Source organism: Roseibium sediminicola, assembly GCF_023156505.1.
Classification (GTDB): domain Bacteria; phylum Pseudomonadota; class Alphaproteobacteria; order Rhizobiales; family Stappiaceae; genus Roseibium; species Roseibium sediminicola.
This window is the reverse complement of sequence record NZ_JALNMJ010000005.1, coordinates 57,819-76,381: the sequence shown is the minus strand read 5'-3', so window position 1 is coordinate 76,381 and position 18,563 is coordinate 57,819. Positions and strand designations below refer to the sequence as shown.

Sequence of the window (18,563 nt, the reverse complement as noted above, 5' to 3'; positions counted from 1 at the left end):
CCAGACTGACAGCGACCCGGTGATCAAGCTTCATCCAACTCGAGGACGCCGGGATCATCATGAGCTTGTACCAGGACTACCTTAAAGAGATCGAGACGCGCAAAGGCCAGGGCCTGCACCCCAAGCCGATCGAAGACGCCGCGCTGGTTGAGGAAATCGTCGCCCAGATCAAGGACACGGGCAACGAGCACCGGCAGGATTCGCTCCAGTTCTTTATCTATAACACGCTGCCCGGCACCACGAGCGCGGCCGGCGCGAAGGCGAAGTTCCTGAAAGAGATCATTCTCGGCACCGCCAAGGTCGAGGAAATCACCCCGGCCTTTGCCTTCGAACTCCTGTCCCACATGAAGGGCGGCCCGTCCGTTGAAGTCCTGCTCGACCTGGCGCTCGGCGACGATCAGTCGATCGCGAAAAACGCAGCCGAAGTCCTCAAAACCCAGGTGTTCCTCTACGACGCCGACACTGACCGTTTGAAGGCGGCCTTTGAGGCCGGCAACGCGATCGCCAAGGACGTCCTGGAAAGCTATGCCCAGGCAGAGTTCTTCACCAAGCTTCCGGACATCGACGAAGAGATCAAGGTCGTCACCTATGTCGCCGCCGAAGGCGACATTTCCACCGACCTGCTGTCCCCGGGCAACCAGGCCCATTCCCGCTCCGACCGCGAGCTGCACGGCAAGTGCATGATTTCCGAACGCGCCCAGAAGGAAATCGAGGCACTTAAGCTGCAGCATCCGGACAAGCGCGTCATGCTGGTCGCCGAAAAGGGCACCATGGGCGTCGGTTCCTCGCGCATGTCCGGCGTCAACAACGTCGCTCTTTGGACCGGCAAGCCGGCCAGCCCCTACGTTCCGTTCGTCAATATTGCCCCGGTGGTCGCCGGCACCAACGGCATCTCGCCGATCTTCCTGACCACCGTCGGCGTCACCGGCGGCATCGGCATCGACCTGAAAAACTGGGTCAAGAAGCTGGGCGATGACGGCAAGCCGATCCTGAACAATGACGACAGCCCGGTCCTGGAGCAGAAATACTCGGTCGAGACCGGCACCGTGCTGACCATCAACACGAAAACGAAAAAACTCCTGAACGAAGCCGGCGACGAAGAACTGGTCGACGTTTCCTCGGCCCTGACGCCGCAGAAGGTCGAGTTCATGAAGGCCGGCAGTTCCTATGCCATCGTCTTCGGCAAGAAGCTGCAGAGCTTCGCCGCAGAGACCCTCGGCATCGACCTGCCACCGGTCTTCGCCCCGGCCAAGGAAGTCTCCCACGAAGGCCAGGGCCTGACGGCCGTTGAAAAGATTTTCAACAAGAATGCCGTCGGCGTCACCGAAGGCAAGGTCCTGCATGCCGGCTCCGACGTCCGTGTCAAGGTCAACATCGTCGGCTCCCAGGACACGACCGGCCTGATGACGTCCCAGGAACTGGAAGCCATGGCGGCGACCGTGATTTCCCCGACTGTCGACGGCGCCTACCAGTCCGGCTGTCACACGGCGTCGGTGTGGGATCTGAAGGCACAGGCCAACATTCCCAAGCTGATGAAATTCATGAACGGCTTCGGCCTGATCACCGCGCGAGACCCGAAGGACGCCTATGCGCCCCTGACGGACGTGATCCACAAGGTGCTGAACGATCTCACCGTCGACGACTGGGCGATCATCATCGGCGGCGACAGCCACACCCGCATGTCCAAGGGCGTTGCCTTCGGCGCGGATTCGGGCACCGTTGCCCTGGCGCTCGCGACCGGTGAAGCCACCATGCCGATCCCCGAATCCGTCAAGGTGACCTTCAAGGGCACCATGAAGGATTACATGGACTTCCGCGACGTGGTCCATGCGACCCAGGCGCAGATGCTGAAGCAGCATGGCGACAACGTCTTCCAGGGACGCATCATCGAGGTGCATATCGGCACGCTGCTCGCCGACCAGGCCTTCACCTTCACCGACTGGACCGCGGAAATGAAGGCCAAGGCCTCCATCTGCATTTCCAACGACGACACGCTGATCGAGTCGCTGGAAATCGCCAAGAGCCGCATCCAGATCATGATCGACAAGGGCATGGACAATGCAAACAAGGTGCTGCAGGGCCTGATCGACAAGGCTGACAAGCGCATCGCCGAGATCCGTTCCGGCGAGAAACCCGCACTGACGCCGGATGACAACGCGAAATATTTCGCCGAAGTCGTTGTCGATCTCGACCTGATCGACGAGCCGATGATCGCCGACCCGGACGTCAACAACGAGGACGTCTCCAAGCGCTACACCCACGACACCATCCGCCCGGTCTCCTATTACCGCGGCGAGAAGAAGGTTGACCTGGGTTTTGTCGGCTCCTGCATGGTCCACAAGGGCGACATGAAGATCGTCGCCCAGATGCTGAAAAACCTTGAGAACGCAAGCGGCAAGGTCGAGTTCAAGGCGCCATTGGTGGTCGCCGCGCCGACCTACAACATCATCGACGAGCTGAAGGAAGAAGGCGACTGGGAAGTGCTGGAAAAATACTCCGGCTTCGAATTCGACGACAGCGCGCCGAAGGCGACGGCCCGGACCGACTACGAGAACATTCTCTATCTGGAACGCCCCGGCTGTAACCTTTGCATGGGCAACCAGGAAAAGGCCGCCAAGGGCGACACCGTGCTGGCCACTTCCACGCGCCTCTTCAAGGGCCGGGTGGTTGAAGACAGCGCCGAGAAGAAGGGTGAATCCCTGCTTGCCTCCACGCCGGTCGTGGTCCTGTCCGCCATTCTCGGCCGCACGCCGACGATCGAGGAATACAAGACCGCCGTGGAAGGGATCGACCTGACCAAGTTCGCTCCGCCGCTGCAAAAGCCGCTCGACGCCAAGTCGGTTCACTTCTAAGAACCGGCGAATCGTGCCCTTCGACGGCCGCCGATGCCCCTCCGCCAAGGCAGAAAAGCCAGGGCGGGGACGGTTTCGGCGGCCGTTTTCTTTTGGGCAGTTCCAAATGCTTCCGAGTTTTTACCGATCCTCGAAGGCTGAGTTCCATCACATTCGAGCAAGTTGCGGATCCTTCGAGACAGCGCTAACGCGCTTCCTCAGGATGACGACTGCGGGTGTGGCCGACGGGCATTTGCTTCAACAAGAAGCGTCATCCTGAGGAGGACCGCAAGGTCCGTCTCGAAGGATCGGCCACACACCCAGGCAATCGCGCGCTCGCCGCAAAACAAACGTCATCCTGAGGAGGGCCATCAGGCCCGTCGCGAAGGAACGGCCTCTTGTACCGCCGGAATGAAGACCTTTTAGAAATTGCCCTGTCAGCAGCTGTCTATTGCGCCCCTATAGGCAAGCAAGTAAGAAACGGTCATGTGCCGTTTTTGGATGTTTTTTGTTCTTTTGATCCTGATTTCCCCTCTGCCCCAAGCCATGGCGCAGGAGGCTGTGCGCGAACCTGTCGAGATCGGAGCGTCGGGCGAGGACTACCTGAAATCGCTGCGCTTCCGGCGGATCGACACGGATGCGGCCTATTTCGACCCGACCGCGCCCGCGCCGGAGCTGAAAACCGACCAGCAGCCGACCAAACCCTCCGCCGATGAGGGCGCATCCGGCAAGCGTGGCGAATGGTCCTGGGACGACGCCTCCAACACCACGCGCTGGACCACTGGCATCATCATGGCGCTGATCCTCGGCGCCATCGCCTATGTGTTCTTGCGCTATGGCGGTTCCATGGCCGTGTCGCTGAAGCGGGAGGCCGGAAATGAAGGCAGGAACCGGCCGCGCGGTCCGGTCGAAGCCCCCGCCTGGGCGACCAAGACCGGCTCCTTGGAAGACATCCTGCGCATGAGCGACCGCCGCCTGGCGCTGATCCAGCTCATGCGCAAGGCCCTGGCCGCAACGGTGAGCGCCAACGGCATCCTGATGCAGCGCAGCTGGACCGCCCGCGACGCCCTCAGGCATCTGCCGGCCAGCCAAAGCCATCTCGACCGCCTGCGCGAGCTGGTCCTGGCCAGCGAACGGGTTCAGTTCGGCGGCCGCGATGTCACCGAAGACGAATTCCGCGGCCATCTGGACGGCTGCCGGCCACTGCTTGGAGCAGGCGCACGATGACCGACACCAGCAGCGCGCGCGCACCTCAGGGTCCCCGTATCGAAATGGTGATCATCGGCGCGATTGTCGTGATCATGCTCGGTGCAATCTGGTATGTCATGTCACAGCAGCAGCAGTCGCTGCGCCGCTCGCCCAGCGGGCTGGACGGCCTGCAGATATGGCTGACCGCCAACGGCGCCAGCGCGCAGAATTTCACCGGCGGCTGGCTGATCGACGAGACCACGGTCGGCTTGCTTGTCATACCCGTCTATGACAGTGCGCTCGACGAGCCCCGCACGCGCCCGACCACACCGGAAGAGCTGCTCTTTCAACAGGACGAATTCGACCTGACTTCGTCCGTAATCCAGAAAAAGGCTCGCCGGGTTCCGACACTGGTTGTCCTGCCCAAATGGCGCTCCGGCATGCGCCTGACCGGTCTCGCCCACCCGGTTCTGGGGGTTGAACGTGGTCGCCTGACGGCGACCCTGCGCAAACTCACCGGCGACGGCGACATTGAGCTGGTCCCCGCCCGCTCCCCCTTCACGGATTTTCGCTACCGCGCCGGCGACGGCCAGAGCATGACGGCCCGGATTTACGCCGCGCAGATGATCAGCGATGAAAACTGCACGCCGGTGATCGGTCGCCCGGACGCCATGCTGCTCGCGGAATGTCCGCTTGCCGGCACCGGCGACGACGAGCCGGGGCAGACCATTCTCGTTCTGTCCGACCCGGATCTGCTCAACAATCACGGCCTGCGCCTCGGCGAAAACGCCCGGATTGCGCTGGACCTTCTGGAAGACCGGGCCGGTGACGCCAACATCGTGATCGACTACAGCAGCGATGTCTGGTTACGCGACCCCTATGTCGAGCCCGAGCGTGAACGCACCTGGGACGATCTGGCCCGTTTCTTCGGACCGCCGTTCCTGGCGCTCTGGGCGGGTGCGGCACTGCTTCTGGCCCTGTTTTTGTGGCGGGCGGCGCTCAGATACGGCCCCATCCGGCCGGAAACCTCGGGCCCCGGCGCCGGCAAGGACATCGCGGTGCAGGCCCGCGCCCGGCTGCTGCGCCTGTCCGGCCAGGACGGCGCCCTGGCGCGCGACTATGCCGCCGCGCGCCTGGCGGCGACCGCGTCCCAGCTGTTCGGACCGGCCCATGCCCGCCATTATGCCGGCGAGCAGGCCTTCCTGACCTATACCGAGCGCCGGCACCCGGCGCTGGCGTCCCGGCTGCACGCCGTGCTGGACACCATTCACAAGCTGCCGGCGCGCCTGCCGGCGAGCGACGCCATCAGGCAAATCGACCAACTGGAACAGGTTTTGGAGCAAATCACCCATGACGCTTGACGCTCTGCGGGAACGCACGGAGGCCCTGAGGGCCGAGATCGGCCGAACGGTGCTCGGTCAGGACGAGGTTATCGACCTGATGCTGGTCGCGCTGTTCGCCCGCGGCCACGTTCTCCTGGAAGGCCCTCCCGGCACTGCGAAAACCTTGCTGGCGCGCAGCTTCGCAGCCTCGATGGCGCTCGATTTCGGACGAATTCAATTCACCCCGGACTTGATGCCCGGCGACGTGCTCGGCACCTCGATCTTCGATTTCCGCACCAACGCCTTCGTGCTGACCAAGGGCCCGGTCTTTTCCCAGGTTCTGCTGGCAGACGAGATCAACCGCGCACCGCCCAAGACGCAGGCAGCCCTGCTGCAGGCCATGAGCGAGCGCAAGGTCAGCATCGACGGCACCGACCATTCTCTCGGCCGCGAATTCATCGTGATCGCCACCCAGAACCCGATCGAGCAGCAGGGCACTTATCCCTTGCCCGAGGCCCAGCTCGACCGGTTCCTGTTCAAGCTGGTCATCGATTTTCCGCCTGAAGAAATCGAAATGGCGATCCTGCGCCAGCATGCCGCCGAGCCGCTGGAAGCCGGCCTGGAAACCGAAGCGCTGTCCAAGGTTCTCGATGCGGCGACGCTTGCCGAAACGCGCAGCCTCGTGGACAGCATCATCCTGAAGGACGACATTCTCGCTTATATCCTGCGCCTGATCCGGGCGACCCGCGAAAGCTCGGAAATCGCCTTCGGCGCCTCGACCCGCGCCGCCGATGCCCTGGCGAGCGCGGCACGGGCAACCGCCGCGCTCAACGGCCGTGACTTCGCCATTCCGGACGACGTCAAACGGCTGTTCGTCCCCGCGCTGCGGCACCGCATCGTTCTGGGCCCGGCCGCGGAAATCGAAGGCCGCAGCCCGGAACAGGTCCTGGAAAACATACTCAACCAGATCGAGGCTCCCCGCTGATCCGGCCGTCAAAAAGATTGCTTGTTTGTGGAGCGGCCGCGCTCGTCCTGTCGGTGATCGCGGTCGGGACCGGCGGTGCCGCGCGCGACATCGGCTGGCTGCCCTGGGTCATTCTCGGGCTGCTGGTGATCGCCGATCTCGCCCTCTCGTTCCGCCGCCCGAAAGCGCTCGATGTCGAAACCCCGGCGGAGGTCTTTGTCGGCGAACCCGCGAAACTGCGCTTCCGGATCAGCGGCGCGCCCGCGGACCTCAGCGCCAAACTGGACTGGCCCAAGGGTCTGAGCGGCGGTGGCGAATTCGGCTTTGACACCGGAACGGACGGCACTGCCACGGCTGTCGTCCCCTGTCGCGCGGTGCGCCGGGGTGTCTGGCACCTCGACCGTCTCTGGCTGCGCTGGCAGTCGCGGCTCGACCTCTTGGAATTCGTTCCGAGCCTGTCTGTCGGTGCGGAGGTTCGCATTATTCCGAACATCCGCCTGGTTCAGTCCGGGCAGATCACCACCACGGTCATGTCCACGCTCTACGGCGTCAAGGAAAACCGCGCCATCGGCGAGGGCTCTGAATTTCAGCAGTTGCGCGATTTCGTACCCGGCATGGACATCAAGACCATCGACTGGAAACGCTCCGCCCGCCGCCGCTCGCTGGTGGCCAAGGAGCTCCGAGCCGAGCGCAATCACCACGTCATCGTCGCGCTCGACAATGGCTACCTGATGCGCGAGGAAATCGGCGGCCTGCCGAAGATCGATCACGCGGTCACCGCGGCGCTCGCCACCGCCTGGGCGGCGTCGATCGGCGGCGACCTCGTCGGCCACTATTCCTATGACGTCAAGCCGCGCACCTTTTCCGCGCCCGCTCCCGGCCGGATCGCCTTCTCGCGCCTGCGCAGCTGGACCGCGGAGCTCGACTATGTCAGCCGCGAAACCAACCACACGCTTGCCCTGACCGAACTCAACGCGCGCACGCCCAAGCGCAGCCTGATCATCATTTTCACCGATTTTGTCGACACCACCTCGGCCGAATTGCTGGTCGAGAATATCGGCATCCTGGCCAAGCGCCATTTGCTGATCTTCGTCGCCATCCGCGATCCGGACCTGGAAAGCATGGTGGAAACCGCTCCGGACGATCTCGACGGGGCCGCGGCGCTGGTTGCCGCCAATCAGGCGATCAACGAACGCCGCCTGGTGTTCGAGCGGCTCAGCCGTATGGGCGTCACCATTGTCGATGCCAAGCCGAATGCGATCACGGCGCGGCTCATTTCGGCCTATCTTGAGATCAAAGCACGGGAGCTGATCTGATGAATGGCGATGAGCTGATCCGGTCCGCGAGGTTCCGAAAAGAGCGCGAAGCCGACTGGCAGCGACTCGAACAGCTGGTGCTGGCTGCCGAAAACCGCGGCTTGCAGCACATGGAATTCGCCGAAACCCGGGACCTCGCCTCCCTCTACCGCCAGGCCACCACGTCGCTGGCAATCGCGCGGGAGATTTCGCTCGACAAGGCGCTGCTCGGCTATCTGGAAGCTCTCACCGCCCGCGCCTATCTCTGTGTCTATGCGCCTCAGCAACGGCTTGGCGGCCTGATCGAGCGGTTCTTTACCAAAAGCGCGCCACAGGCCATGCGCCGCTCCTGGCTCTATATCCTGCTTGGTTTCCTGTGCATGGCCCTCGGCGCCTTTGCCGGTTACCTGCTCTATTTCGAAAACAATGACTGGTTTTATGTGTTCATGCCCGAGGAACTGTCGGGCGGAAGAGGACCGGACGCCACCACAGAGTCGCTGCTCGATTCGATCTATGGGCATGATACCGGCACCAGCGGCCTGGGCGCTTTCGCCACTTATCTCTTCTCGCACAACACCAGGATTGCGATTTTCGTCTTCGGCCTCGGAGTCTTTGCCTGCGCCCCGGCGATCCTGCTCACTTTCTACAACGGCCTGATGCTCGGCGCCTTTGTCGCGGTCCACATCGATCGCGGACTCGGTCCCGACATCGCCGGCTGGCTCTCCGTCCATGGTGTCACCGAACTCAGCGCCATCTGCATCGCCTGCGGCGGCGGCTTGCAACTCGGAGCCGCGCTGCTCTTTCCCGGAGACCGGACGCGTGCGGAGGCGCTGCGGCATGCCGGCCGGGACGCGGTCAAGCTGGCACTGGTGGCCGCGATCATGCTGGTGGCCGCCGCTCTCCTGGAAGGCTTCGCCCGCCAGCTGGTCAATGACACCGGCACACGCCTCATACTTGGCTGGGGCATCGGCGCGCTCTGGCTGGCCTGGTTCACCCTGGCCGGACGGGAGCGGACGTGATGCTGCGCCGCTGGAGAGAAAAACGCGGGGCGCGGCCCTCCCCAGACACGCTGATGCCGCCGGAAGGCGTGCCGCTGACGCTGCCGATCGCCGGTGTCGGCGTGCGTCTGGCCGCCCAGATCACCGACATCGTCATCACCTCCATCGCGGCGATCTGCCTGCTGATCCTGCTTCTGGTGATCAACCTGACCAGCCCGCAGACCATCGTCGCCGTCGGAGCGCTGCTGTTCTTCCTGATCCGCGTTCCCTATTACATCTGCGCGGAACTCGCCTGGAACGGCCAAACGCTCGGCAAGCGCCTGATGAAGATCAAGGTTGTTTCCCATGACGGCGGCCCGCTGACTGCCCATGCGCTTGTTCTGCGCAACATGATGAAGGAGGCGGAGGTCTTCCTGCCGGGAACACTGCTCCTGACGCTGAACGCGGCAACGCCTGCGGAATCGCTGATCTCGCTTGGCTGGATCCTGATGGCGCTTCTGATCCCGGTGTTCAACCGCTACCGGCGCCGCCTCGGCGACATGATGGCCGGCACACATGTGATCCATCTCCCGGTGCCTGTGCTGTTGAAGGATCTGGCCAGCGAAGCGCCACTGCCGGCACAGAACGCAAAGAAAATCATCTTCCTCGCCCACCAGCTCGACCACTATGGTGCGTTCGAGCTGCAGACGCTGGAATCGCTCTTGCGCAGCCAGGACAAGATCACGAGCCCGGCCGCCGCAAAGCAGCAGCAGGCAACGATCGAGGCCATCGTGGAAAAGATCCGCAAGAAGATCGGCTATGCGGACCCGGTCCCGCCCGCCGACCGGCTACGGTTCCTCAGGGCCTTCTACAACGCTCAGCGCAAACACCTGGAACAGCGCCAACTGTTCGGCGACAAGCGCGAGAACAAGCACTATGCTCAATCCTCGGAAGAGGCATAGCGGCGTTTCAGGCTAGTCACCTGAATCTGAAGTTCGTCTCATTTTTCAGCAAGCTCAGAACGAACTTCAGATTCAAAAAGGTGACTAACAAGACTAAGTTTCTAGTGTGGTTTTCGAATTTGAAATTCGCTACGGAAGATGCCGCCTCAATGAGGCGAATTTCAAATTCACCACACTAGCGGAGCGGACACCATGACGGAGACGGCGGATAACCCTCCTCGCATCCCTCTCGGGATCGGAGTGCTGATCGGCGAAAGTTTTTCCATTCTGTTCCGCAACTTCCTTCCCGTGGTGCTGATCAGTTTTGTACCGACCCTGATCGGTCTGCTGGTTTCGGGATCCCTGGTCGGTTTCGAGGCCGTGATCGGCTTTGAAGACACTGTGGCCACCGATGCAGCGCCTCCGGGAATGCAACTGCTCACGTCGCTCGTCGACACGGTGGTCTATTCCGTCACGACCGCCTTCCTGGTGCAGCTGGCCTATGATGCCAAGCTTAAGCGGCCGATGCGTTTCGGCCGTTACATCGGCCCGGCCTTGCGGGCGATTGTCCCGATCATGATTCTCAGTTTTGCCGTTGGCCTGATGGTTGGCATCGCCGCGATTGCACTGATCATCCCGGGCCTTTGGGTCTATGCGGTGTTTTCCGTCATGGAACCGGCCGTTGTGATCGAGGGTGTCGGTTTTGGCGGCCTGGGGCGCAGCGCCGAGCTGACCCGGGAATACCGCTGGCCAATCCTGGGGGCGCTGATCCCGATATTCGTCTACATGGCACTCATTTTCGCGGTCGCGTTTTTCCTGGTCAGCCTGATCGGCCTGTCCAATGGCCTGGCCTTGCCCGTCCTTCTCTTTGCCGCCATCTCCGCAATCGGGTCGAGCCTGGTCAGCATCTTCATTTCGCTGCTGTACGCGCGCCTGCGCGAGATCAAGGAAGGTGTCGGCGTCGATCAGATCGCCGCCGTCTTTGACTGACACCCTTGATATTTTGAAAGCCGTGGAGGAAAAACCCGAACGTTGCAGCCTGTTCATATCGGCTTGCTGCTCGCCTGAAACACATTTTGAGATTTTTGGAAAACGTCTTTGCACGACAATCAGACATCAACCCAAGCTTCTGGCCCTCTTCCAGCCATCCCTGCAACCCAACCGAAACAATCCCTTGGCGTTGGCGCACTGATCTCCGACACCTTCGCCGTCTTCTTCAGCCACATTGTCATGATTTGCCTGATTGGCCTGGTGCCGATGATTGTCGGTCAAGTGCTTCCAGGTCTGTTGCTTGGACTTCTGGCGGATAGCAGCGATCCCCTTGGTACCGGTCAGGTGATCTCATCACTGGTGATGGGACTTCTGCTGCTTTGCGTCTACACGTTTTCCACGGCACTTGTTATCCAGCTCACCTATGACGAGCAGCTCGGCCGCCGGGTCAGAGTGCGGGCGTATCTGCGCCCCGCCGTCCGGTCCGTGCCTGCAATTCTCGCGCTGAGTATTGCAATCTCCTTGATTCTGTTCGTCGCGCAGATGCTCCTTTTCCTGCTCAGTGCCGCATCCCCCTACCTGATGCTTGTCGGTGTTCCCTTCCAAATCGGCTTTGTGCTCTGGGTGCTTGCCGCGTTTTCGGTCTGTGCGCCAGCCGTCCTCTTCGAGCAAGCCGGCCTGCGCGGGCTTGGGCGCAGCTTTGAATTGACAAGGGACTACCGCTGGCCGATCGCTGGAACGCTGGCGTTGACCTGTGTCCTCATCGCCCTGTTCTACGTCATCCTGGGAGCCGTGATCATGGTTTTTACCATGGCATCCGGAGGTCTGCTCGGCGCTCTTCTCTTCGGCCTTCTGTCAACCGCAGGGACCAGCATTCTTGTCATCGCCGTGACCCTGATCTACGCCCGTCTGCGCGAGATCAAGGAAGGTATCAGCATCGATCAGATCGCCGCCGTCTTTGACTGACGAAGACGTCCGCAGATACCGAATGACATCATTGCATACGTCGATGTGTCAGGAGGCGACACAAGATAAACCCTCCTGCTTGAGGCCGCCTTCCATTAGACTTATGGTGTAGCCGCCAAAGAAAAAGACTTTGCCCTTCCAGGCCAACGAAAACAGAAAATCAAACTCCCCATTTACGATTATTATTAGACGAAACGGAGTAATCGAATGACTGATGTGTCTGCGGGCCAGCCAAACGCCCCTCTTGGAATCGGTTCGATCATCGGCGAAAGCTTCTCGATCCTTTTCGGCAAGTTCTTTCAGGTCGTCCTGATCGCCTTCGGCCCCGCGGTGATCGGCCTGGTGATTTCCGGCCTGCTGATAGGTTTCGGCGCAATGTCCGGCACGGCGGAACCGGACCTGTCCGGAGGCGCCGGCAGCGCTTTCGCCATCCTTTTTGCAGTCATTATCCAATTTGTCGTCTATGCCGTCACAACCGCGCTTCTGGTGCAGCTGGCCTACGATGCCAAGCTGGGCCGGTCGATCCAGATCGGCAGATATATCGGGCCGGCCTTTTCCTCGGTCCTGCCGATCGTTGTCCTCAGCCTCGTGGCCGGCGTTCTGTTCATGATCGGCTTTGCGCTGCTCATTGTCCCTGGTCTCTGGATCTACGCCGTCTTCGCGGTCATGGCCCCGGCCGTCGTCATCGAAAAGGCCGGCTTCGGCGGTCTTGGCCGCAGCGCCGCGCTGACCAAGGAATACCGCTGGCCGATTGTCGGCGCCTTTGTGCTGATCATCATCATCTCGATCGTCATCAACATGGTCGCCGGCCTGATCATTGGTGTGATTTCCGCCCTGGTCGGCAGCGTGATTGTTGACGTCATCCTGTCCGCCGCCCTGTCCACGATCGGTGCCGGTCTCGGCAGTATCATGGTTGCCCTGATCTATGCGCGTCTGCGTGAAATCAAGGAAGGTGTCAGCGTCGACCAGATCGCGGCTGTCTTCGACTGACCCGGGTTCGGCGGCCCCAGCCAGGCCGGGCCGCCTCACCGCCATTGATCCCCGCCCTGATCCCTGACGAAGATCAAGGCGGGGATTTTTTCTTGCGTCATGACTGAGCTGCCGACTAACAAGGCACCATCCATCATCCGCCGGAGCAGCCCGCTGAAACTCATTGCCGAAAACCTGACCATTGACCGCGGCGGCCGCCGGGTGTTCCAGGATCTGTCCTTCACGCTGGAAAGCGGTACGGCGCTGGTGGTCACCGGCGCGAACGGCATCGGCAAATCCTCGCTGCTGCGCACGCTGGCGGGTCTGGTGTCGCTGGCGGGCGGCGCAATGCATGTGGAGGGCGGCGAGGACGACAGACCGCTTGCCGAATACGCGCATTATTTCGGTCACCAGAACGCGGTCAAACCGGCGCTGACGGCGCTGGAAAACCTGGTTTTCTGGCAGAGCTTTATAGCCTCGGTCCGGATCGACGCCTTTGCCGGCGCCGCCGTTCCGCCGGAAGAAGCGCTTGCCACATTGGGCATCGGCCACACCGCGCAATTGCCGGCCGGCTATCTTTCCGCCGGCCAGACCCGCCGGCTCGCGCTTGCCAGGCTTCTTGTCACCCCTCGTCCCGTGTGGCTGATGGATGAACCCACCTCCGCGCTCGACACCGCGTCGGAGGCCCAATTGCTTGGCCTGATGAACGATCATCTTGGCTCCGGCGGCATGATCGTCACCGCGACCCATACCGAGCTCGCGCTCTCCAACACAAGAGTGCTGCATTTGCGCGCCGCGGAGCCTGTCCGCACGCTGACAGAGGAGCTTGACGCATGAGTTCCTGGGGCGTTGCGCTGTTCAACCGGGACCTGCGCCTGTCCGTGCGTATCGGCGGCAGCGCGCTGGTCGGCGTGCTGTTTTTCCTGGCCGTCGTCACGGTCATTCCGTTCGGGGTCGGTCCGGACCTGAACCTCCTCGCTCGCATCGGACCGGCGATCCTGTGGATCGGCGCCCTGCTGGCGACCCTGCTCGGCCTCGACCGGCTGTTCCAGGCGGACCGCGAGGACGGCACCCTCGACCTGATGCTGATGGCCGGCCGGCCGCTGGAGCTGGTGGTGTTGATCAAATGCCTGGCCCATTGGGTCGCGACCGGCCTGCCACTGGTGGTCGCCGCGCCGCTGCTCGGCATCTTTCTCAACCTGGACCCGGTCGCCATGGGCGCCGTCACTCTGACCCTGCTCGTCGGCACGCCGGCCCTGACCCTGATCGGCGCCATCGGCGCCGCGCTGACCGTGTCGCTGCGCCGCGGTGGTCTTCTGCTTGCCGTTCTCGTGATCCCCTTGGCGATCCCCGTCCTCATTTTCGGCGTCAGCGCCGCGGACGCTGCCATCCACGACCCGGTGCCGTTTCTGACGCCGTTCCTGATCCTCACCGCCCTCAGCCTGATTGCCGCCGTGGTCGGGCCGGTCGCCGCGGCGATGGCCCTGCGGTTTTCCGCAGACTGACGAGGCGCTTGACCAAACGCAATGCGGAGCTGCGGCAGACTGGTCCATTGATGCGGACGCGGCTCTAGATTAGAACGGTTCCATGGCAATCTGGGATTATGCAAACCCGACGCGTTTCCTGAGGCTGGTGCAGATTGTGCTGCCCTGGCTGACGGGCCTGTGCGTCCTCGCCTTCGCGGCCGGTCTCTATATGAGCTTCTTCGTGGCGCCGGATGACTATCAGCAGGGCGACACCGTGCGGATCATGTATATCCATGTGCCCGCGGCCTGGCTGAGCATGATGTGTTATTCCATCATGGCGGTTTCCTCGCTCGGCACCCTGGTGTGGAAACATCCGCTGGCCGATGTTTCGGCCAAATGCGCCGCTCCGATCGGCGCCGCCTTCACCTTCATGGCCCTGGTCACAGGCTCGCTCTGGGGCAAACCCATGTGGGGCACTTACTGGGTCTGGGACGCCCGGCTGACCTCCGTGCTCGTGCTGCTGATCATGTATCTCGGCCTGATGACGCTGTGGCGGACCATGGAAGACCCGATCAAGGCCGGCAAGGCCGCCGCGATCCTCACCTTGGTCGGCGCGCTCAACCTGCCGGTGATCAAGTTTTCGGTCGACTGGTGGAACACCTTGCACCAGCCGGCCAGCGTCATCCGCATGGACGGCCCCACAATTCACCCGGACATCCTGTGGCCGCTACTGGTGATGGCGGTGGCCTTCACGCTGCTGTTCTTCGTTTTGCACCTGATGGCCATGCGCAATGAAATCCTGCGCCGGCGGGTGCGCGCCATGCGCCTGCGCGCCGCCAGCGCCGCCCAGCCGGGCACGGCGGCGGCCACCGCCCAGCCCGCGGAGTAATCTCATGGATCTCGGACCGCACGCCGGTTTCATCATCGCCTCCTACGGCCTCTGCCTTGCAACCGTGATCGGGCTGATCGCCTGGGTGCACATCGACAAGGCCAACCAGGAAAAAGCCCTGAAGGAACTCGCCGCGCAGGGGATTTCCCGCGCCCGGCCGGACGGCAAGGACGCAACACCGTCATGACGGCACCCGACACCGAGGCCAATACCGGGGCCACTCCGGCAAAATCGCGAGACAACACCTCCAGCAAACGCAAGTTTCCGGTGCTGGTGCTGCTTCCGCTTGTCGTCTTCGCGGCCCTGGCGGCCCTGTTCCTGTTCCAGCTGACCCTGGGCGGCGACCCGCAGAAGATCCCGTCCGCGCTGATCAACAAGCCGGCGCCGGAATTTGACCTGCCCCCTGTCGAAGGCCTGTTGGCGGACGGCGCTCAGGTGCCGGGATTTGGCCATGCGGATTTCGCCGGCAAGATCTCCGTGGTCAATGTGTTCGCGTCCTGGTGCGTGCCCTGCCGCCAGGAACACCCGCTGCTGGAGGATCTCGCGAAGGTCGATGGCATTCAGCTGCTCGGTATCAACTACAAGGACAAGCCGGAAAATGCCCGGCGCTTTCTCGGCAGCCTGGGCAATCCCTACGACCGGATCGGCGCAGACACCGCCGGACGCACCGCCATCGAATGGGGCGTCTACGGCGTGCCGGAAACCTTCATCGTCGATGCCAAGGGCATGATCCGATACAAGTTCATCGGCCCCTTGAGCCCGTCGACCTACACCGAGGTGTTCCTGCCGGAACTTGAAAAAGTGATGGCGGGCGGCTGATCGAAACCCGCATTCCCGGCCAACACCGAAAAAACAGACCTTCTCACATTTCCGAGAATTTACAGGGAATCCGGCAAAGTCACCGGCTCGTGACTCGCGCTTGACGGCCCCTTTGCATATTTTGAGGGCAATCTAACAAGGGAAAGAGCCAAATGGTGGGAAGACTGTCCCGGAAAGCCGTCCGAGCTTTCCGAACCGGATCTGTTATCGTCGCCGGAATATTTGCTGTTGCCGCCGCCTCGGCACAGGCAAGCGCCCAGCCCGAAAAGGTCGTCGAGCTGTTCACCAGCCAGGGCTGTTCGTCCTGCCCGCCGGCCGATCATCTGGCTGAACGGCTGGTGAGTGAGGAAGACGATATCCTGACGGTGGTGCTGCCCGTCGACTATTGGGATTATCTCGGCTGGAAGGACACGCTCGCCAGTCCCGCCCATTCCCAGCGTCAGCGGGCCTATGCGGCGCGCCGGGGCGACCGCTCCGTCTACACACCGCAGATGGTCATCAACGGCGAAGAGCACGTGGTCGGCAGCCGGGAGCGGGATGTCCGCGCCGCCCTGACCCGCACGGAGCCGTTTATGGCCAGGGTCGACATGAAAATCTCGGACATGGTGGTTCAGGCAACCGTCGATGGTGCGCTGCCCAGGGGCGGCAAGATGGCGACGATCTATTTCCTGAGCATCAAGGAAGAAGCCCTGGTGGACATCGGCCGCGGCGAGAATGCCGGCCGCAAGATCCGCTACGTCAACGTGGTCCAGCATCTGCAGCCGATGGGCATGTGGTCGGGCGGCCAGGAAACCTTTCGCATGCCGAAATCGAAACTGATGCTCAAGGGCGATGCCCGCTGCGCGGTTCTGGTGCAGATCGAGGATCAGGAAGGCCCGGGGCCGATCATCGGCGCCGCGGTGATGGACTGGCACGGCGGTTCCTGACCGCCGCGCCTCCTTCGCCTAGCGCCTGTGACACGCATTTGGTGTGACCGAAAGTCAATGTTCCCCTGAAATCCAGAAAGTGCGCGCAGGTAACGGCTTGCCAGCGGCGCAAAAACTGCTACCCCTTGCCCGGCCCGGCCACCGCGCGGTGGACCGCCTCTTCCTCTGGAGGAAACACGGTCCCGCCATCACGAACGGCCGTAACCTTTGATTTCCGCCGCTCCGGGCGGAAATCCGGTCGAACCTGGATCGTCCTTGGGGGGACTGGCATGGACCTGAGCCGCAAGCTCCGGATTGCCGCTTTGAGCATCGTTGTCGGCGTGATCGTGCTCGGCCTGAAGACCGGCGCCTACCTGCTGACGGGCTCGGTTGCCCTGTTCTCCGATTCCCTCGAAACCACGGTCAACATCGCGTCTTCCATCGCGGCGCTGGCCGCCGTCTGGTTCGCCGCAAAACCGGCTGACAGCAACCATCCCTATGGTCACGACAAGGTCGAGTATTTTGCCGCCGTGCTTGTCGGCGTCATGATCGTGCTCGCCGCCCTGTCGATCTTCCGCGAAGCCTGGATCGGCCTGATCCATGGCGACAGTCCGGTCTATTCGCTGCCCGGGATTGCCATGAATGTTGTTGCCGCACTGATCAATGCGGGCTGGGCGCGCTTCCTGATGCAATATGGCCGCAAAGCCCGCTCACCGGCCCTTGTCGCCGACGGCAAACACCTGATGACCGACGTGGTGACATCCGTCGGCGTGCTCGCCGGTGTCGTCCTTGTGATGCTGACCGGCTGGAAAGTGCTTGACCCGGCCCTGGCCATCCTTGTCGGACTGGCGGTTCTGTGGTCCGGCTGGGAGCTGGTCAAGGAGTCCGTCGGCGGCCTGATGGATGAGGCTGCGTCCGGAGAAGTTCTGGAAAAGATCCGGCTGCTGATTTCCGAACACGGTGAAGGCGCGCTCGAGGCGCACGACCTCAGAACCCGGATCGCCGGCCGCTCGACCTTCGTCGATTTTCACCTGGTTGTTCCGGGAGACTTGTCGGTCAAGGACGCCCACGACATCTGCGACCGCATCGAGGTAGCCATCGCCGACGATGTTCCGGGCGCACGCATCACCATTCACGTCGAGCCTGAACACAAGGCCAAGCATTCCGGTATTGTTGTCCTCTAACATACGCTGTTTTCAGGAAAGGTCGTTCATGCCGTCTTGGCGCCGCTGGCCCGCACAAGTCACCGATCATCTCATTCTCATTGCCGGCGCCCTGTTCATGTTTCTGCCGGTCTATTCCCTGTTTGCCGCGACCACCCACGCTGCCGGCCGGGTGCAACCGCGCCTGGATCTGGGCGGCAGCACACTCGAGAATTACCGCGAATTTCTGACGGCCAGCGCTGGCTTCTCAGGCGATGTCACCGCGCTGACTATGCTCTGGAACTCCTTTCTTCTGGGTGCCGGATTTGCCGGGCTGAAGGTCGTCCTGTCGCTGCTGGCCGCTTACGCGCTGATCTATTTCCGGGTCCGCTTTGCCAGCGCCCTTTTCGCCGTGCTGCTTCTGACCCTGATGCTGCCACTCGAATCACGCTTCCTGCCGACTTATGCGGTGGTCGCCGAACTGGGCCTGGTCAACACAAGGGCCGGCCTCATCCTGCCGCTGGCGGCCTCCGGCCTCGGCACCCTGTTTTTCCGCCAATTCCTGCTGACCGTGCCGGACACGCTTCTGGAATCGGCGCGGCTGGACGGCGCCGGTCCCTTGAAGTTCTTCAAGGACATCCTGCTGCCCTTGTCCATGCCAACCGCCGCCGCCCTGTTCCTGGTGCTGTTTGTCAACGGCTGGAACCAGTATCTGTGGCCGGTCATGGTGACCTCGGAGGAAAGCACCTACACGCTGGTCCGCGGCATGCAGTTTTTCGGCACATCGAGCACGCGCGGGGTGATGCTTGCGATGGTCGCAATCCTGCCACCGGCCCTGCTTGTCATCTTGTTTCAACGTCAGGTCGTTAAAGGACTGTTCGACGGTTCACACTAAACTG

The 18,563-nt window shown here is 62.4% G+C and carries 18 protein-coding genes; all 18 read left to right on the top strand.

All coding sequences use genetic code 11. The annotated features are described in order from the left end of the window. The first annotated feature begins 59 nt into the window (after positions 1-59). The 18 genes from M0H32_RS09155 (at position 60) to M0H32_RS09070 (ending at position 18,559) form a co-directional block, all read left to right on the top strand. Positions 60-2,852 (top strand): bifunctional aconitate hydratase 2/2-methylisocitrate dehydratase, encoded by a 2,793-nt coding sequence (locus M0H32_RS09155; protein ID WP_248153275.1) that lies wholly within the window; start codon positions 60-62, stop codon positions 2,850-2,852. A 480-nt stretch (positions 2,853-3,332) separates the two neighbouring features. Next, positions 3,333-4,058 carry a DUF4129 domain-containing protein gene (locus tag M0H32_RS09150; RefSeq protein WP_248153274.1) on the top strand — a complete coding sequence of 242 codons (726 nt, stop codon included), beginning with the start codon at positions 3,333-3,335 and terminating at the stop codon, positions 4,056-4,058. After that, the gene (locus M0H32_RS09145) at positions 4,055-5,380 is read left to right on the top strand and encodes a hypothetical protein (RefSeq protein ID WP_248153273.1); all 1,326 of its coding nucleotides are present in this window, start codon (positions 4,055-4,057) and stop codon (positions 5,378-5,380) included. Before M0H32_RS09150 ends, M0H32_RS09145 begins: the two co-directional genes overlap by 4 nt. Then, on the top strand, positions 5,370-6,326 hold the full coding sequence (locus M0H32_RS09140; protein WP_248153272.1) for an AAA family ATPase: 957 nt from the start codon (positions 5,370-5,372) through the stop codon (positions 6,324-6,326). Before M0H32_RS09145 ends, M0H32_RS09140 begins: the two co-directional genes overlap by 11 nt. A 17-nt stretch (positions 6,327-6,343) precedes the next feature. Continuing rightward, complete coding sequence (locus M0H32_RS09135; protein ID WP_248153271.1) at positions 6,344-7,621, top strand: DUF58 domain-containing protein; 1,278 nt, start codon at positions 6,344-6,346, stop codon at positions 7,619-7,621. Further along, entirely contained in the window at positions 7,621-8,619 is a 999-nt protein-coding gene (locus M0H32_RS09130) for a stage II sporulation protein M (protein WP_248153270.1), read from the top strand. Before M0H32_RS09135 ends, M0H32_RS09130 begins: the two co-directional genes overlap by 1 nt. Further along, positions 8,619-9,539 carry an RDD family protein gene (locus tag M0H32_RS09125; protein WP_248153269.1) on the top strand — a complete coding sequence of 307 codons (921 nt, stop codon included), beginning with the start codon at positions 8,619-8,621 and terminating at the stop codon, positions 9,537-9,539. The genes M0H32_RS09130 and M0H32_RS09125 overlap by 1 nt, the downstream gene beginning before the upstream one ends. A gap of 192 nt (positions 9,540-9,731) precedes the next feature. Next, entirely contained in the window at positions 9,732-10,508 is a 777-nt protein-coding gene (locus M0H32_RS09120; protein WP_248153268.1) for a DUF7847 domain-containing protein, read from the top strand. 108 nt (positions 10,509-10,616) lie between these two features. Further along, complete coding sequence (locus M0H32_RS09115; RefSeq protein WP_248153267.1) at positions 10,617-11,474, top strand: hypothetical protein; 858 nt, start codon at positions 10,617-10,619, stop codon at positions 11,472-11,474. Between the two features lie 207 nt (positions 11,475-11,681). Continuing rightward, a complete protein-coding gene (locus M0H32_RS09110) occupies positions 11,682-12,464 on the top strand; it encodes a hypothetical protein (protein WP_248153266.1) in 783 nt (260 codons plus the stop codon). A gap of 99 nt (positions 12,465-12,563) precedes the next feature. After that, positions 12,564-13,280: a heme ABC exporter ATP-binding protein CcmA gene (ccmA, locus tag M0H32_RS09105; protein WP_248153265.1), complete on the top strand. Its 717-nt coding sequence runs from the start codon at positions 12,564-12,566 to the stop codon at positions 13,278-13,280. Next, on the top strand, positions 13,277-13,948 hold the full coding sequence (ccmB, locus tag M0H32_RS09100; protein ID WP_248153264.1) for a heme exporter protein CcmB: 672 nt from the start codon (positions 13,277-13,279) through the stop codon (positions 13,946-13,948). The genes ccmA and ccmB overlap by 4 nt, the downstream gene beginning before the upstream one ends. A gap of 82 nt (positions 13,949-14,030) precedes the next feature. Continuing rightward, positions 14,031-14,798, top strand: a complete 768-nt coding sequence (locus M0H32_RS09095; protein ID WP_248153263.1) for a heme ABC transporter permease — start codon at positions 14,031-14,033, stop codon at positions 14,796-14,798. Positions 14,799-14,802: 4 nt separating this feature from the next. Then, positions 14,803-14,985: a heme exporter protein CcmD gene (gene ccmD / locus M0H32_RS09090; protein WP_248153262.1), complete on the top strand. Its 183-nt coding sequence runs from the start codon at positions 14,803-14,805 to the stop codon at positions 14,983-14,985. After that, positions 14,982-15,617 (top strand): DsbE family thiol:disulfide interchange protein, encoded by a 636-nt coding sequence (locus tag M0H32_RS09085; protein WP_248153261.1) that lies wholly within the window; start codon positions 14,982-14,984, stop codon positions 15,615-15,617. Before ccmD ends, M0H32_RS09085 begins: the two co-directional genes overlap by 4 nt. A 152-nt stretch (positions 15,618-15,769) precedes the next feature. After that, entirely contained in the window at positions 15,770-16,543 is a 774-nt protein-coding gene (locus M0H32_RS09080) for a DUF1223 domain-containing protein (protein WP_248153260.1), read from the top strand. A 269-nt stretch (positions 16,544-16,812) separates the two neighbouring features. After that, complete coding sequence (locus M0H32_RS09075; protein WP_248153259.1) at positions 16,813-17,706, top strand: cation diffusion facilitator family transporter; 894 nt, start codon at positions 16,813-16,815, stop codon at positions 17,704-17,706. A 28-nt stretch (positions 17,707-17,734) separates the two neighbouring features. Next, the gene (locus tag M0H32_RS09070; protein ID WP_248153258.1) at positions 17,735-18,559 is read left to right on the top strand and encodes a carbohydrate ABC transporter permease; all 825 of its coding nucleotides are present in this window, start codon (positions 17,735-17,737) and stop codon (positions 18,557-18,559) included. Positions 18,560-18,563: the final 4 nt, after the last annotated feature.

Excerpts from the sequence above, each read along its gene's own strand:
- M0H32_RS09075 (WP_248153259.1), top strand. The coding sequence starts at position 16,813 with ATGGACCTGAGCCGCAAGCTCCGGATTGCCGCTTTGAGCATCGTTGTC.
- M0H32_RS09080 (WP_248153260.1), top strand. The coding sequence starts at position 15,770 with ATGGTGGGAAGACTGTCCCGGAAAGCCGTCCGAGCTTTCCGAACCGGA.
- ccmB (WP_248153264.1), top strand. The coding sequence starts at position 13,277 with ATGAGTTCCTGGGGCGTTGCGCTGTTCAACCGGGACCTGCGCCTGTCC.
- M0H32_RS09150 (WP_248153274.1), top strand. The coding sequence starts at position 3,333 with ATGTTTTTTGTTCTTTTGATCCTGATTTCCCCTCTGCCCCAAGCCATG.
- M0H32_RS09085 (WP_248153261.1), top strand. The coding sequence starts at position 14,982 with ATGACGGCACCCGACACCGAGGCCAATACCGGGGCCACTCCGGCAAAA.
- M0H32_RS09130 (WP_248153270.1), top strand. The coding sequence starts at position 7,621 with ATGAATGGCGATGAGCTGATCCGGTCCGCGAGGTTCCGAAAAGAGCGC.
- M0H32_RS09120 (WP_248153268.1), top strand. The coding sequence starts at position 9,732 with ATGACGGAGACGGCGGATAACCCTCCTCGCATCCCTCTCGGGATCGGA.
- M0H32_RS09095 (WP_248153263.1), top strand. The coding sequence starts at position 14,031 with ATGGCAATCTGGGATTATGCAAACCCGACGCGTTTCCTGAGGCTGGTG.
- M0H32_RS09155 (WP_248153275.1), top strand. The coding sequence starts at position 60 with ATGAGCTTGTACCAGGACTACCTTAAAGAGATCGAGACGCGCAAAGGC.
- M0H32_RS09070 (WP_248153258.1), top strand. The coding sequence starts at position 17,735 with ATGCCGTCTTGGCGCCGCTGGCCCGCACAAGTCACCGATCATCTCATT.
- M0H32_RS09125 (WP_248153269.1), top strand. The coding sequence starts at position 8,619 with ATGCTGCGCCGCTGGAGAGAAAAACGCGGGGCGCGGCCCTCCCCAGAC.
- M0H32_RS09140 (WP_248153272.1), top strand. The coding sequence starts at position 5,370 with ATGACGCTTGACGCTCTGCGGGAACGCACGGAGGCCCTGAGGGCCGAG.
- ccmA (WP_248153265.1), top strand. The coding sequence starts at position 12,564 with ATGACTGAGCTGCCGACTAACAAGGCACCATCCATCATCCGCCGGAGC.
- M0H32_RS09110 (WP_248153266.1), top strand. The coding sequence starts at position 11,682 with ATGACTGATGTGTCTGCGGGCCAGCCAAACGCCCCTCTTGGAATCGGT.
- M0H32_RS09145 (WP_248153273.1), top strand. The coding sequence starts at position 4,055 with ATGACCGACACCAGCAGCGCGCGCGCACCTCAGGGTCCCCGTATCGAA.
- ccmD (WP_248153262.1), top strand. The coding sequence starts at position 14,803 with ATGGATCTCGGACCGCACGCCGGTTTCATCATCGCCTCCTACGGCCTC.